The following is a 12,839-nucleotide window of genomic DNA, read 5'->3' as shown; positions in this document are numbered from 1 at the left end:
CTCAGGCTATCCGGGCCAGCCTGGCTGTCCGGATGGTGCCGGACTTTCCCGGAAGTGCCCGGATCTAGGAGTTCAGGAAGGACAGATCACCCGGGGTGCCCGGGTCGATTGCCTCGCCGGCGCCAAGGTTGGCAGAGACCAGCTTGTCGAACTCACCCGAAGAGTGCAGCTCCTTCAGGGCAGCATTGATGGCGTCGGTAGCTGCGGCGTCGTCCTTCTTTACGCCTACGCCGTAGTACTCATCAGTAAACGGCTTGCCGTCCTTCTCCAGCTCAACGACCTTGAACTTGCCCTTGTTTTGTGCGGCGTAGCCGTTGAGGATGGTGGCATCGGTAGTCAGGGCATCGACATTGCCCTGGCTCAAGGCCTCAACGCAGGACGAATAGGTGTCGTATTCCTGCAGCTGCACGGTGGGAAGGGCCTCCTTGACCTTCTGCGCTGGGGTAGAACCGGTGACCGAGCACAGAATCTTACCGTCCAGGCCTTCCAAACCCCTGATGTCGTTGTTGGCGTTTTGCACCAGCAGGGCCTGGTGGGTGAGCAGGTAGGGGCCGCCGAAGTTGACGGACTCCGCGCGGGAAGCATTGATGGAGTAGGTGGCGGCGATGAGGTCTACTTCACCGTTTTCGATGAGGGTTTCGCGCTGCGCGGACGGAGTCTCGCGCCATTCAATTTCCGGCTTCTCCCAGCCGTTGGCATCAGCGATGTGGTTGACCACGTAGGTGGCGATGTCCACATCCAGGCCGCTCATGGAGCCGTCGCCCTCGCGCAGACCGAGACCGGGCTGGTCAAACTTGGTGCCCAAGGTGACCTGGCCTGCCTCGATGTGGGCCAGCAGTCCATCGCCGGCAGCAGAATCAGAGGAGTCACCGCAGGCGGTGAGCAGGGTAGCCGACAGGGCAACAGCGGCGGGAAGAGCAAAGCGGGTAAAGGTAGACATGGGGTTTCTCCTTGAAGAAAAAGTACGAGTGGGGGGATAGATTGACCGGGTCCGGCCTCGGTTGAGTGGTCTTGGCGGAATCGTCCACGTGGACTACTGATAGTGGATTACTGACAGTGGACTATTCCTAGTGGACCAGGATTTTAGCCAGGAAGTCCTTGGCCCGTTCGGACTGCGGATTGTCAAAGAAGGACTCCGGGTCGGTGTCTTCGACCACCTGGCCATCGGCCATGAACAAGATGCGGTCTGCGGCTTTGCGGGCAAAGCCCATCTCATGGGTGACCACCACCATGGTCATGCCCTCTTGGGCAAGGTCGGTCATGACGTCGAGGACTTCATTGACCATCTCGGGGTCCAACGCGGAGGTGGGTTCGTCGAAGAGCATCACCTTGGGCTTCATGGCGAGGGCTCGCGCAATAGCCACGCGCTGTTGCTGGCCGCCCGAGAGCTGCGCCGGGTACTTGTCGGCTTGGTTGGCTATGCCAACGCGCTCCAGCAACTGCAGCGCCAAGGCGTCGGCTTCGGCGCTGGGCATCTTGCGCACCTTCTTGGGTCCGAGGGTGACGTTGTCTTTGATCGTTAGATGCGGGAACAGGTTGAACTGTTGGAACACCATGCCCACGTCGGAGCGCAGTGCTGCCAATTCTTTGCCTTCTTCGGGCAGGGGAGTGCCGTTGATGGCGATGGTGCCTTCCTCGATGGTTTCTAATCTGTTGATGGTGCGGCACAGCGTGGATTTACCGGATCCAGAAGGGCCGAGGACTACCACGACCTCGCCGCGCGCGATGTCAAGGTTGATATCGCGCAGGGCGTGGTAGCCGTCAAAGTACTTCTGTACCCCGGCAATGTGAATCATGGGGGTATCGGTCACCTCACCACATCCTTCCATATGTGTCTTGGGGCATAGGGGAATCTTAGAGTGCTGTCAGTCAAAATGCCTTATCCTATAGATAACGGATTGATAACGGTTCTATTTGTCGTGGTAGACGGCGTTGCGGGTACCCCTGTGGAGGGGGCTGTGACGTGGAAGCGTTCGGTTAGGTCCTGCCCCGGGAGGGGAATACAATGTTCGCCTGTGAGCGCGCAGAATCTTGTCAATAGCCCTTCGTCCGCCCAGGAATCCCTGGACTCCCAGTCCGCCCAGTCGTCCCAGTCCGCTCAAGCTACCCGGCCCACCCAATCAGCCCAGGTTTCCCAACCTGCCGATGCCGCCTCCCCCCAGGCTTTCCAGTCTGCCGGTGCCACCCATACCCGCACTTATGAGGTGCGCACCTTTGGCTGTCAGATGAATGTCCACGACTCTGAGCGGATTTCTGGCTTGCTTGAAGACGCCGGATATGTAGCCGCCAGGGAGGATCAAGAGCCGGATCTGGTGGTGTTCAACACTTGTGCAGTGCGCGAAAATGCTGACAAACGCCTCTATGGCACGTTGGGTTCGCTGAAGAAGATCAAGGAGAATCACCCGGGCATGCAAATTGCCGTGGGTGGTTGTCTGGCCCAAAAGGACAAGGACACGGTGCTGGACAACGCGCCGTGGGTAGACGCTGTCTTTGGTACCCACAACATGGCGGCGCTGCCCACGCTGCTGGAGCGTGCTCGTCACAATGACGAAGCCCAGATTGAAATTGTGGATTCCCTGGAGGCCTTCCCTTCGGTATTGCCTGCGAAGCGAGAGTCCGCTTATGCGGGTTGGGTGTCTATCTCCGTGGGGTGCAATAACACCTGCACGTTTTGTATTGTCCCTTCTTTGCGTGGAAAGGAAGAGGATCGCCGCCCGGGCGATATTCTGGCGGAGGTCCAGGCACTTGTGGATCAGGGTGTTACGGAGGTGACTCTGCTGGGGCAAAATGTTAACGCTTATGGCGTAAACTTCGCGGATCCTGACTTGCCGCGCGATAAGTTTGCGTTTTCCAAGCTGCTGCGCGAAGTCGGCGCAATCGAGGGCTTGGAGCGCTTGCGCTTTACTTCCCCACACCCGGCGGAGTTTACCTCTGATGTGATCGACGCCATGGCGCAGACTCCTGCGGTGTGCCCCCAGCTGCATATGCCGCTGCAGTCCGGTTCGGACCGGATTCTCAAAGAAATGCGCCGTTCTTATCGTTCGAAGAAGTTCCTCGCTATTGTCGATGAGGTTCGCGAAAAGCTTCCGCATGCCGCGATTACCACGGATATTATTGTGGGCTTTCCTGGTGAAACCGAAGAGGACTTTCAGGCCACTTTGGATGTGGTCGAGCGGGCGCGGTTTAGTGCTGCTTATACCTTCCAGTACTCTCCTCGCCCGGGTACTCCGGCAGCGGAGATGGAACTGCAGGTGCCCAAGCATGTGGTCCAGGAGCGCTTCGAGCGCCTGGTGGCTTTGCAGGACCGCATTGCTGCGGAAGAAAACGCCAAGCTGGTGGGTACGCAGGTGGAGCTGTTGGTCCAGGCTGGTGGTGGGCGCAAAAATGGGGAGACTCACCGCTTGACCGGCCGGGCCCGCGATGGCCGTTTGGTGCATTTTAAGCCTGCCGATGCCGCCGGTGATGACCTGTCTACCGCCATCCGCCCTGGCGATGTGGTCACCGCTACCGTCACTGATGCTGGCTCTTTCTTCCTGGTTGCCGACAGCGGCTTGAGCTCGCACCGCAAGACCAAAGCGGGGGACATGTCTGCCCTGGGACAAACTCCCACCACCGCTCCTATTGGTGTGGGTCTGGGACTTCCGTCCATGGGTAAACCCGCCCCGTCGCCGGCGGCCGCCAACAATGCTTGTGGGTGCTAGGTCATGACTACCCACGATTCCACCGCCGATAGCCTTGCCCAGGCCCGCATTGCTGAAAAGAAGGCTGCCCGCAGCGTTACCCTGGGCGCCCAGGGCTTGCCCCTGATTCTCTCCGTTGTTGGTTTCGCTCTGAGTCTGCCGCTGGTGGTCAGCGCCGGTGTGCGCGGATGGGCCATGCTGGGTTCTTTCTCGCAGATGACGCTCATGGAGTACGTCTTCTACCTTTTTTCTGCCATTGGTGCGGTGGCGACAGTGAGTGTGCTGCTTACTCGCCGTACTGTCCTGGCCCAAATCGCATGGATGTGCGTGACGTTGGGCTTCTTCTTGGCGCTGTGGGCCTTTTGGGCTTCCTCCCGCACGGGCGGCGCTGGCCTCGGCTTCTTGGTCACTGTGTTGGCAAATGCCTGCGCCATGGTGGCCTACGCCCTCCTTATTATGCGCAAGTCCCCGGAACAGCAGGCCGCCGAGCGCCGCGTGCGTGAGCTGGCCCGCGAGCTGGACCTGGTTGGTCAAGTCCAGGAGGCTGCCCGCCATGCTGAGGCCGCCCCGCAGCTTGCCGATGACCGCCGTGCCCAAGCCGCCCATCGCCACCAGCGTGCCCGCAACGCTGACTCCTAGCCTTCCGAGTCCCTCCGCCTCGCTGCCCCGACCCGCCTCGTCCCACCGCTTGGCGCTCGTAGCAGGCGCGTCCCACCTCCTGCCGCCGACACCCCGACTGCCCTCGCTACCGGCTGCCGCCTACGCGTGACCCGCATCCGCGACCCGGGCGCCGACACCCCGACCACCAACCCGCATGTGCGCCGCGATCGGCCTACCCCAATCTGGGTTGCGTCACCCCCCGTGTGGGTGCCCCATTACCATCGGTAAATCCTCCCAAAGTTTACCCTCATTGCACACTCGAGCGGACAATTTTCCGATAACCCTTGCGAACATCCCGCGAGAGTGTTTATTCTCGGTGGCATGAACTTCGAGACACTACTTGCGGGCCAAGGCCCCGTCATCGACGCACTAGCTGGTTTCGCCGGCCACAGCGTCGAAGACCTCACGGCAAACGGGCTGTGCCCGTTTGTCGCACGCAAGTACGTCACGCTGTACAACACCTACTACGGACCCACCACCTACACTGGCCTGCAATACAAAGCCCTAACCGCTGCCCGCAGCCAAGGACATTCTGCTGAAGCCTTAGACTTCATCGAGTCCAAAACCAAGCGAGTTGCCGACAAACTCGCCAAATGGAAACTACGCGTCAAACTCTGCAAGACGCCTGCCGCACAAATCGAGGCCGTTGCCCGCGAGCAGCTAAAGAAACTAGCCAAGCCGCGTGAAGTTAAAGAAGGCGTAAGCCTCACCCATCACGCTAATGGGCTAGCCACGCTCAAAGCCACGGGCACAAATCTGTCGACATTATGGATGTCCACGCTGTGGTTGACCCTCAAGACCAAGTAGAAAGCTTCTTGCAGCCTTTAGGGGCGGGGGTGCTGGCAAACAACGCTACATCCCAATCATCCCCATCTACCTGGATCAGATTTGTGAGTTCGTCGACCGGATGCACAACCCCGGCCGGTATCCCACCGATGCCGATATTCGCGTCCGTGCCTCCAACGGCGCCATCCTCACCGGTAAAGACCTCCTGGAACGGTTGTGTCTGGACTATGGGTTTATCGCAGCGCTATCGCGTGAGCATGGCCCTCTGGATTTGTACCGTTATTCGCGTAGCGCTAACTCTAAGCAACGCCTATTGCTACTCGCCGAAGGAGCAGAATGCTCCTGGATAGGCTGTCACTTGCCGTTTGATAAGTGCCAAATCCACCACATCCACCCCTGGAACCAGGGTGGCCAGACCAACATGTCAAACCTCACCCCACTGTGTCCGCACCATAACGGTGCCAACGAAGACCACCCACCAGACGGCATCCCAATAACCCGAGGCCGGATGGTACGCATGGGTACCGGGGTTGGGTGGCAAGCACCCGGTGGCGGCCCACCGATACAAACCCGGCCGGTGCCCGCACCACCATCAGCCACACCCACCAACTCCCCACCGCAAGCCCACCACCACCGGAAGCCCACCGCCAGGCAACACCACCACCGGAAAGCTAACCGCTAGCCAGCTGACCAACCGGAAGATAAGCGACCTCTTGCCAGATGACAGGAATGCTGAAGGTGGGAAGCTGGCGGCATCGGAAAGCACACAGCCCCAACGGCGCGACCTCAACAAACAAGGCGCGCAGGAGGGGCTAGAGGTGCTGGGTAAGCTCGGTGTCTTCGGGGGCTGGTGGCAAAGTTGTCTCCCACGCGGTTGCGGTGCATAGGGTGTGGGCACCCAGACGCTGGGCTAGGGTCGTCATGGCGGTATCGGCGGGGGAGAGCGTGGTGTAGATTCGGCGCAGTCGCGCCTGAAAATCGGCGGCCTGGTTGAGCGCTGCCAGCTGGGCGGCCCACGCCAGACCCCTGCGGCGATAGTCACGAGCTGTGACGGTCAAGGTCCACTCCGCGACTTCCGGATCACCATCGGCCTGGAAGGACAGCTCGGCCAGGGAGGCAACGCGCTCGCTGCCACCTGGGGTACTTTTAGGGTGGTGGTCAATGATGGCGGCCAGAATAGTATGCGCGCGGCGGTCGGCAAGTTGCCGGCGGGCGCGGTCCAAGCGTTCGCGAGTCCACCGGGGAATCTCCACGGTCAGCTGACCATTATCCGCATCCGCGCTGGCGACTTCGAGCAGGCAGAGGACCTGATCAAGCAATGGGGAATCCGAATCTCGCCCCACCAAACCGGCATAGTCCCGCCAGACCTCCACGCGATAGCGCGGACTGAGCAGCGCAGCTGGCGGCGGAGTAGGCATGGGCATAACCATGTGCTCTTCGCGGTGCTTAAGCTGAAAGCCGCGACTACGGTAAAGCTGCGCAAAGGGATCGGCATTTAGCTCGACGCCCGGTGCATGCAGCAGCCCCACCTGCACCCTCTGACGGCCGAGCTTGCGCGCCAAGTCAAGGGCGGTATCAACCATCCACTCCGCCACCGCCTGCTCGTCGGGCGTAAAGGATTGTCCCGGCAATGGTTGGTAGCCCAAGCCTAAGACGCATTCGACCTCGATGGCATCACGCTCTTCCAGTAGCGGCACAGTCAGATGAATAAACCCGCAATAATCAGGGGGCGCTACGGCGCCGGAATCCTCGGCAGTAAGGTAGTAGGAGGGCAGGAGGGGGTAGCCGGCGGCATCGGCAAGCTGAGGTCCAAAGGACGCTGCAGAAACCGCAAAGAGCAACGCCCGTGACTCAGGGGAGCCCTTGAGCCGGGTGAGCACGTGGGCAGCAGAAACCGAAGAGGCCGGATCCCCCGTGGCGTCCTGGGCCGCCACGTTAGCGCACAGCGTAAAAGCCAGCACGGCATCACCGGGCATAACCTCAGCGGTACGCAACCCTGCAGGAGGAGTGGCCACCCGCGCCAGGTAGAACGGGGCAGAACTCACAGGCACTTAAGCGTTATCAACCGCACCCTGCGCGGCGTCTGCCCACTCCTGCCACTGGGCGGCCTGCTGGCGCAACAGCTCCGCCTTCGCATCCTTGCCAGCAGCAGCGGCCTCTTCAGCCTGGGCGTGGAATCCATCTGCCTTCGCCTGGAACTGGGCTACGCGGGCTTGCGCCTCCGGGTCACTGCGGCGCCACTGGGCTTCCTCAGCATCGCTCACACGGCGCTCCAAGGCAGCAATCTTGTCTTCGTACTCGCGGACTTGGTTGCGGGGGACAAACCCAATTTCTTCCCACTTTTCCTGTAGCTCCAGCAACTTGGCTTTGGCGCGCGGCAGGGAAGACTCTGGGTCAATCTGCGGGCCATATTCGTCTAGTAGCGCGTCTTTGGCGGCAGCGTTGGCGGCAAATTCCTTATCGCGCTCAACGTTGACAGCGTTGCGGTTGTTGAAGAAGTAGTCTTGCGCGCCCCGGAAGGCGGCCCATAGCTTATCGTCTATCTCCCGCGGGGCGCGACCGGCGGCTTTCCACTCGCCCATCAAGTCACGGAAGGCGCGGGCCGTCTCATTCCAGTCCGTGGAATCCTTGAGGGCCTCTGCACGCTCCACTAGCTCTTCCTTCTTCTTGCGAGCCGCCGCCCGGGCGCGGTCCAGGTCCGCAAAGTGGGAGCCGCGGCGGCGGTTGAAGCTGTCGCGGGCCCGGGAGTAGCGCTTCCACAGGCCATCGTCGGTCTTGCGGTCGATGCCGCGGATCAGCTTCCACTCCTCCAGGATGTCCCGGATGCGGTCCCCGGCTTCCTTCCACTCAGTGGAGTTCGACGCCAGTTCCTCGGCCTCAGCAGCAAGGGCCTCCTTGCGTGCGATGGCCTCCGCGCGGCGGCGCTGCTTGTCCTGGGCAGCCTTCTCACCAGCTGCGGCCGAGTTATCAATCACGGTACTTAGGCGGGAATCGAGCGCCGCTACATCGCCAATAACTGCCGCCTCCGGCAGGGACTCCCGGAGGGTGTGGGCGGAGGCGTTGATAGCTTCTGCGTCTTCAGGGTGGGACTGCAGGCGCGTTTCCAGCAGTTCAACCTCGGTGGCTAAGTCTGCGAACCGCTGTGCGTAGTGCGCCAAGCCCTCCTCTGGGGTGCCAGCCTGCCATTGGCCGATAATCAGCTCACCGTTTGGGGTGAAGCGGTAGACGGTGCCGTCCGCGCCCACACGGCCGAACTTCTCCGGGTGCTGTGCCGCCTGAGAAACAGCCTGTGAAGTGCTGGGCTTCGCCGCCGTACCAGGCCGAGGACCCGGACGAGGGCCAGGCTTGGGCATCTGTGCGGGTGAGGTTGCGGTCATCGGGTGGGCCTCCATCCTTAGTACATCTCTTGCGTGCCCGCTCCCGCGCGCCCGGGTTATCCGGCGTAGCGTGATGGGCTGCCAAAATTCGACGGCTCTAACCTTACCGCCCGGCGGGCCATTTTGTCAGGGTTTGGTTCACGGTAGCTGGAAGTTTTTGCCTAGGATGAAGGGACCATGCCAAACCTCATCATCATTCCCGGAAGCTTGGCGCTGGTGCGCGAACTGGCTCCGGCCGATAGCGCGGCCCGCACTCTGCGCCACGCGTGCGCTTCTATTGCCCCTGCGGATGCCGAACCCATAGACGTTGTCTGCAGCCTGGACAGCCGCTGGCACACCGGCCATACTGGCTCCTTCCGGGCGTGGGGCGCACCATCGGTTACTGTTGGGGCCGGTAACCATGCTGGTGAGCTGGTGGCACGCTATGTGCTTGCCGATTCCTCCGTGGACCACCTTCGCAATGTCCGCCAGGTTCGTGGGAGCTTAGGTTCCATTGTGCGTACCACTGTGGTGGTGATTGACGGTAGTGCGGGGTTGACGCAACGGGCGCCCCTAGCGCTGCGTGAACATGGGCAGTGGGCCCACAACTGGTGTCAGGACTTGTTGAGCCAAGGCCCTGCCGCTGTTGCGGCCTGTGATCCGGCGCGTCTGCACGCCGCTGGAGTGGAAGAGCCTCACTTGTGGGAGGACTTGGCGCGGCTGCACCCGGTGAGCACGCAGTTGCTGGCTGCGGATAGCTCGCTGGGGGTGGGCCGCTACGTTGCGAGCTGGCAGCTGCCTGCTCTGAAAGAAGGTGCGGATGTCTGCAACTAATGGCGTCGCTGGAGCGGAACTAGTGATCCCGGAACCCCTGCGGCCGATTGCCATTGTGGGACCGACGGCATCGGGAAAGTCTGCCTTGAGCCTGGCGCTTGCGCATGCCTGGGATGGGGAGGTGGTCAATGTGGATTCTATGCAGCTGTACCGGGGCATGGACATTGGCACGGCCAAGCTGCCCCTGGAGCAGCGGGAGGGTATTGCACACCACCAGCTGGATGTGTGGGAAGTGACGCAGACCGCTTCGGTGGCGCGCTATCAGCGTGACGCCGTGGCGGATGTGGAAGAAATCCTTGCCCGCGGCAAGCGCCCGATTTTGGTGGGCGGGTCCATGTTGTATGTGCAGGCGCTAGTGGACGATTGGCAGTTTCCGCCCACCGACCCGCAGGTGCGTGCGCGCTGGGAGCAGCGGCGACTAGACATTGGCATAGATGCCCTGCATGCGGAATTGGCGGCCGTTGATCCGGCGGCGGCGGCCATTATTGAGGATAAGGATCCGCGTCGCACGGTGCGCGCCCTGGAGGTCATTGAGCTGACTGGGCGCCCCTTCCAGGCCAGTCAGCCTCCAAAAAATGCTCGTCCACGCTGGAATGCCCATATTCTGGGCTTGCGCACCACACCAGAGTGGTTGAATCCGCGCATTGAGCAGCGCACCCATGCCATGTTTGAGCAGGGTTTGGTCGAAGAGGTCCAGCAGTTGCGCCAGCAGGGCTTGGTGGAGGATTCGACCGCAGGGCGCGCGATTGGATATGCGCAGGTCTTTCAAGCCGAGCGCGGCGCGTTGAGTTGGGCGCAGGTCCAAGAGCGCACGGTGTTTGCTACACGGCGTTATGTGCGCCGCCAGCGGTCGTGGTTCAACCGGGATCCACGCATTGACTGGCTAGATGCCAGCGCAGATACCTTCGCCCAAGCGCAGGCGGTGCTCAAACAGGCAGCGCAGTAGACTGTGCGGCATGACTTTGCCTCAGTGTGAATTTGCTAAAGGTCACGGCACGGAGAATGACTTTGTGATCGTGCAAGACTTTGATGCCGCCCGGCCGTGGACCCCGCAGGAGGTAGCTGCCGTGTGCGACCGCCGGGCTGGCATTGGCGGGGACGGCTTGTTACGGGTGGTGCGCGCAGGTGCCCTGGTGGAGGCCGGCGAGTTGGCTGAGCTGGCGGAGGGCATTGACCCGGGCGATTGGTTTATGGATTACCGCAACGCTGATGGCTCCGTGGCGGAGATGTGCGGTAATGGTACCCGTGTCTTTGCCCACTGGGTCTATTCCCGCGGCCTGGTGGACGCCCCGGAGTTTGTGGTGGGTACCCGTGCTGGGGCCAAACGCGTAGTGGTTAGCGAAGCTGATGAGCGTCAAGCCCAGGTCACGGTGGAGATGGGCCCGGCTGAGGTGCTGGGGGTCTCGAGTGCCACCATGGGCCAGCGCACCTTTGCCGGCCTGGGGGTGGATGTGGGTAATCCACATTTGGCAGCGGTGATTCCGGGGCTCGACGCGCAGGCGCTGCAGGAATGGCAGCTGTGTGCCCCGGAGTGGGATAAGCAGTTCTTTCCCCAGGGAGTCAACGTGGAGGTGGTCACGCCGTTGGTTGATGGCCAGGTCCACATGCGGGTTTATGAGCGTGGGGTGGGCGAGACTCGCTCGTGCGGTACCGGGACTGTCGCGGCCGCTACTGCCGCGCTTGCCGATGCCGCCGCGTCCCACCCCGAGCTTGCCGCTTCCCCCATGGGCACCGTGACCGTGCATGTTCCTGGTGGCACGGTGGAGGTTGATGTCTATGAGGGAGGCACGCGGTTGAGTGGGCCGTCGCGCATAATTGCCACTGGTGTGCTGCTCTAGGGCCTGTCGCTTCGGGGCCCTATCGCCTTCGGGCCCTGTCTCTCCGGAGCTTGTTTGCTCCGGAGCCTATTCGTTGCGATAGCCCGGGCCCAGGCGGAAAGCCGCCCGACGCGCGGCGAGCCAGGATTCCTGGAGCTCAGCGGCACGCTGGTCGGTCACGGCAAGCAGTTGTTCCAGTTGGTGAGTATTAAGCACGGGGTTGCTCATGCGGGTGGGGAGCCTGCGTAGAAAGCGGTGGGCGGAGGCGTATTGAAAGTGGAAGGCCTCGATGTCTGGGTCGGTAGTCTCTAGATCTAGCAGGGCGGGGCGGTGGAGGGTGCGATCCGCGATGGCGTCGATGTCCGTCGAGGTCTCAAAGTCCTGGAACTGTGCCATGATGTCGCGGAGGTCTTCGGCTGAAAGCTCGATGGAGGTGCGCAGAGCCGCGTGCTCCCGTGATTGGGGTTGGGCGGAGACCATGAGCCAGGCGGCGATGGCGATCACCATAGAGATGATAAGGCCTGGGAGCTTGAGCAAGACGATCAAGCTCACGCAGGCAACTAGGGTAAGGGCAAAGGCAAGGACGGTGCGGCGAGAGGACCCGTCATAAAATGGGCTCAACGTGGGGTCCTCCTTCCGCAAAAATTACTAAAGGTTACCTTACCCCGTGGCGCTAACGGTATCCACTTTGCAAAATCTGGCTATGTGGGCCAGGGGGAGTTTAGTGGTTACCGCAGCCCCCGGAGCCACATCCGCAGCCGCCGGAGCCGCTGCCGCACCCGCCGGCGGGTGCGGCGATGGAGGCTACGAGTAGCGCCTGCCCGGCGAGGATGGTGTCCTTGGCGGGGAGTTGACCACCGGAAAAGTCGGCCGCGAGACATAGGTCAAAGGGGAACAGGCCGTCCATGATGAGGTGCATGAACTTCTGTCCCGTGAGTTGGTTGTGGCGCCACTCGGATTCCATCACTCGAGCCGCAAAGGTAGCACCCGCTGTGGGGGTTTGAGCGGAGTTGGACTTGATGATGTCCGCCCCGGCGGATTCAAATGCAGCAGGGTAGATGCCAGTCGCGGCCTCGTAGTCCTCAGCATTGGGGTAGGACTCCACGTTAAGACCCATGGCGGCGAGCTCAATTTGCTGCCATTGTTGGGTGCCTTCTTCAGCAAGCAGAGGCCCTTGGGCTAGATTGGCGGTGATCTGCGCCTGGGAGTTACCAAAGGGGTCGATGACGTCGATGTAAGCCAAGACATCGTTGAGCATGTCCACGTGGCCAAAGTTTTGGGTCACGGCCTCAAAGCCGATGAAGGTGGCAAAGGGCTCTACTGCGAGGATGTTGAGCTGTGCCCCGCTCGGATCACTGAATTGCACCAGCTGGCCACCGCGGACTTCTCCGGTAACGGACAGGGATTGGGTGGAGATAGCGGCTTCAACTGCGTCCTGCCACTTGTCAAAGCCTAAGCCCACCGCGCGCATTTCGGGGTGTGCGCTTGCCTCTGGGGTGGGGGTCGGGCTGGTTTGTGTTGCGCTCATGGGGCCATCCTATCGCTGTGCGGGTCTATTCCACTAACCCTCAACACTGCCCGTGGGCTGGTTCATTCCCACACATCACCGCCCCGTCGTGCTGTGTTTTGTACCATAGTGAGTAATTGTCGGGCCGGTGAAGCGCGCGGCCGCCCCCTTGGGGTGGCGGTGGCCTGGGAAGATAGCG

General features: G+C 61.6%; 13 protein-coding genes. 7 read left to right on the top strand and 6 right to left on the bottom strand.

Annotated features, from left to right (window positions below; genetic code table 11):
- Positions 1–64: 64 nt before the first annotated feature.
- On the bottom strand, positions 65–940 hold the full coding sequence (locus G7Y31_RS07200) for a glutamate ABC transporter substrate-binding protein (protein WP_165006612.1): 876 nt from the start codon (positions 938–940) through the stop codon (positions 65–67).
- 127 nt (positions 941–1,067) lie between these two features.
- Complete coding sequence (gluA, locus tag G7Y31_RS07195) at positions 1,068–1,796, bottom strand: glutamate ABC transporter ATP-binding protein GluA (RefSeq protein WP_165007004.1); 729 nt, start codon at positions 1,794–1,796, stop codon at positions 1,068–1,070.
- A 408-nt stretch (positions 1,797–2,204) separates the two neighbouring features.
- Between gluA and miaB the strand changes: the two genes are divergently transcribed.
- From miaB to G7Y31_RS07175, 4 genes are all read left to right on the top strand, one after another.
- The gene (gene miaB / locus G7Y31_RS07190) at positions 2,205–3,701 is read left to right on the top strand and encodes a tRNA (N6-isopentenyl adenosine(37)-C2)-methylthiotransferase MiaB (RefSeq protein ID WP_235923117.1); all 1,497 of its coding nucleotides are present in this window, start codon (positions 2,205–2,207) and stop codon (positions 3,699–3,701) included.
- 3 nt (positions 3,702–3,704) lie between these two features.
- Positions 3,705–4,319: an Rv2732c family membrane protein gene (locus tag G7Y31_RS07185; protein WP_165006609.1), complete on the top strand. Its 615-nt coding sequence runs from the start codon at positions 3,705–3,707 to the stop codon at positions 4,317–4,319.
- A gap of 342 nt (positions 4,320–4,661) precedes the next feature.
- Positions 4,662–5,147, top strand: a complete 486-nt coding sequence (locus G7Y31_RS07180) for a hypothetical protein (RefSeq protein ID WP_196823541.1) — start codon at positions 4,662–4,664, stop codon at positions 5,145–5,147.
- Between the two features lie 100 nt (positions 5,148–5,247).
- Complete coding sequence (locus G7Y31_RS07175) at positions 5,248–5,808, top strand: HNH endonuclease signature motif containing protein (RefSeq protein ID WP_196823540.1); 561 nt, start codon at positions 5,248–5,250, stop codon at positions 5,806–5,808.
- A gap of 130 nt (positions 5,809–5,938) precedes the next feature.
- Here G7Y31_RS07175 and G7Y31_RS07170 read toward each other — a convergent pair whose 3' ends face one another.
- Together G7Y31_RS07170 and G7Y31_RS07165 are read right to left on the bottom strand one after the other, a co-directional pair.
- The gene (locus G7Y31_RS07170) at positions 5,939–7,171 is read right to left on the bottom strand and encodes a GNAT family acetyltransferase (protein WP_165006603.1); all 1,233 of its coding nucleotides are present in this window, start codon (positions 7,169–7,171) and stop codon (positions 5,939–5,941) included.
- Positions 7,172–7,177: 6 nt separating this feature from the next.
- On the bottom strand, positions 7,178–8,503 hold the full coding sequence (locus tag G7Y31_RS07165) for a DUF349 domain-containing protein (protein WP_165006600.1): 1,326 nt from the start codon (positions 8,501–8,503) through the stop codon (positions 7,178–7,180).
- A gap of 177 nt (positions 8,504–8,680) precedes the next feature.
- Between G7Y31_RS07165 and G7Y31_RS07160 the strand changes: the two genes are divergently transcribed.
- The 3 genes from G7Y31_RS07160 to dapF are packed head-to-tail and all read left to right on the top strand — an operon-like array spanning position 8,681 to position 11,154.
- Positions 8,681–9,316 (top strand): hypothetical protein, encoded by a 636-nt coding sequence (locus tag G7Y31_RS07160; RefSeq protein WP_165006597.1) that lies wholly within the window; start codon positions 8,681–8,683, stop codon positions 9,314–9,316.
- On the top strand, positions 9,303–10,262 hold the full coding sequence (gene miaA / locus G7Y31_RS07155; RefSeq protein WP_196823539.1) for a tRNA (adenosine(37)-N6)-dimethylallyltransferase MiaA: 960 nt from the start codon (positions 9,303–9,305) through the stop codon (positions 10,260–10,262). The genes G7Y31_RS07160 and miaA overlap by 14 nt, the downstream gene beginning before the upstream one ends.
- Before the next feature lie 10 nt (positions 10,263–10,272).
- A complete protein-coding gene (gene dapF / locus G7Y31_RS07150; protein ID WP_165006594.1) occupies positions 10,273–11,154 on the top strand; it encodes a diaminopimelate epimerase in 882 nt (293 codons plus the stop codon).
- A gap of 66 nt (positions 11,155–11,220) precedes the next feature.
- Here dapF and G7Y31_RS07145 read toward each other — a convergent pair whose 3' ends face one another.
- Both G7Y31_RS07145 and G7Y31_RS07140 read right to left on the bottom strand, forming a co-directional pair.
- Positions 11,221–11,754 carry a hypothetical protein gene (locus G7Y31_RS07145; protein WP_165006591.1) on the bottom strand — a complete coding sequence of 178 codons (534 nt, stop codon included), beginning with the start codon at positions 11,752–11,754 and terminating at the stop codon, positions 11,221–11,223.
- A gap of 100 nt (positions 11,755–11,854) precedes the next feature.
- Positions 11,855–12,661 (bottom strand): hypothetical protein, encoded by an 807-nt coding sequence (locus G7Y31_RS07140; protein WP_165006588.1) that lies wholly within the window; start codon positions 12,659–12,661, stop codon positions 11,855–11,857.
- Positions 12,662–12,839: the final 178 nt, after the last annotated feature.

The organism is Corynebacterium lizhenjunii (assembly GCF_011038655.2).
GTDB classification, from domain to species: Bacteria; Actinomycetota; Actinomycetes; order Mycobacteriales; family Mycobacteriaceae; genus Corynebacterium; species Corynebacterium lizhenjunii.
Note: the sequence above shows the minus strand (reverse complement) of the source record. Positions and strands in the feature narration are given on the sequence as shown.

Coding starts and splice junctions, on each gene's coding strand:
- G7Y31_RS07180 (WP_196823541.1), top strand. CDS start 4,662: ATGAACTTCGAGACACTACTTGCGGGCCAAGGCCCCGTCATCGACGCA.
- G7Y31_RS07140 (WP_165006588.1), bottom strand. CDS start 12,661: ATGAGCGCAACACAAACCAGCCCGACCCCCACCCCAGAGGCAAGCGCA.
- G7Y31_RS07175 (WP_196823540.1), top strand. CDS start 5,248: ATGCACAACCCCGGCCGGTATCCCACCGATGCCGATATTCGCGTCCGT.
- G7Y31_RS07185 (WP_165006609.1), top strand. CDS start 3,705: ATGACTACCCACGATTCCACCGCCGATAGCCTTGCCCAGGCCCGCATT.
- G7Y31_RS07200 (WP_165006612.1), bottom strand. CDS start 940: ATGTCTACCTTTACCCGCTTTGCTCTTCCCGCCGCTGTTGCCCTGTCG.
- dapF (WP_165006594.1), top strand. CDS start 10,273: ATGACTTTGCCTCAGTGTGAATTTGCTAAAGGTCACGGCACGGAGAAT.
- G7Y31_RS07165 (WP_165006600.1), bottom strand. CDS start 8,503: ATGACCGCAACCTCACCCGCACAGATGCCCAAGCCTGGCCCTCGTCCG.
- gluA (WP_165007004.1), bottom strand. CDS start 1,796: ATGATTCACATTGCCGGGGTACAGAAGTACTTTGACGGCTACCACGCC.
- G7Y31_RS07160 (WP_165006597.1), top strand. CDS start 8,681: ATGCCAAACCTCATCATCATTCCCGGAAGCTTGGCGCTGGTGCGCGAA.
- miaA (WP_196823539.1), top strand. CDS start 9,303: ATGTCTGCAACTAATGGCGTCGCTGGAGCGGAACTAGTGATCCCGGAA.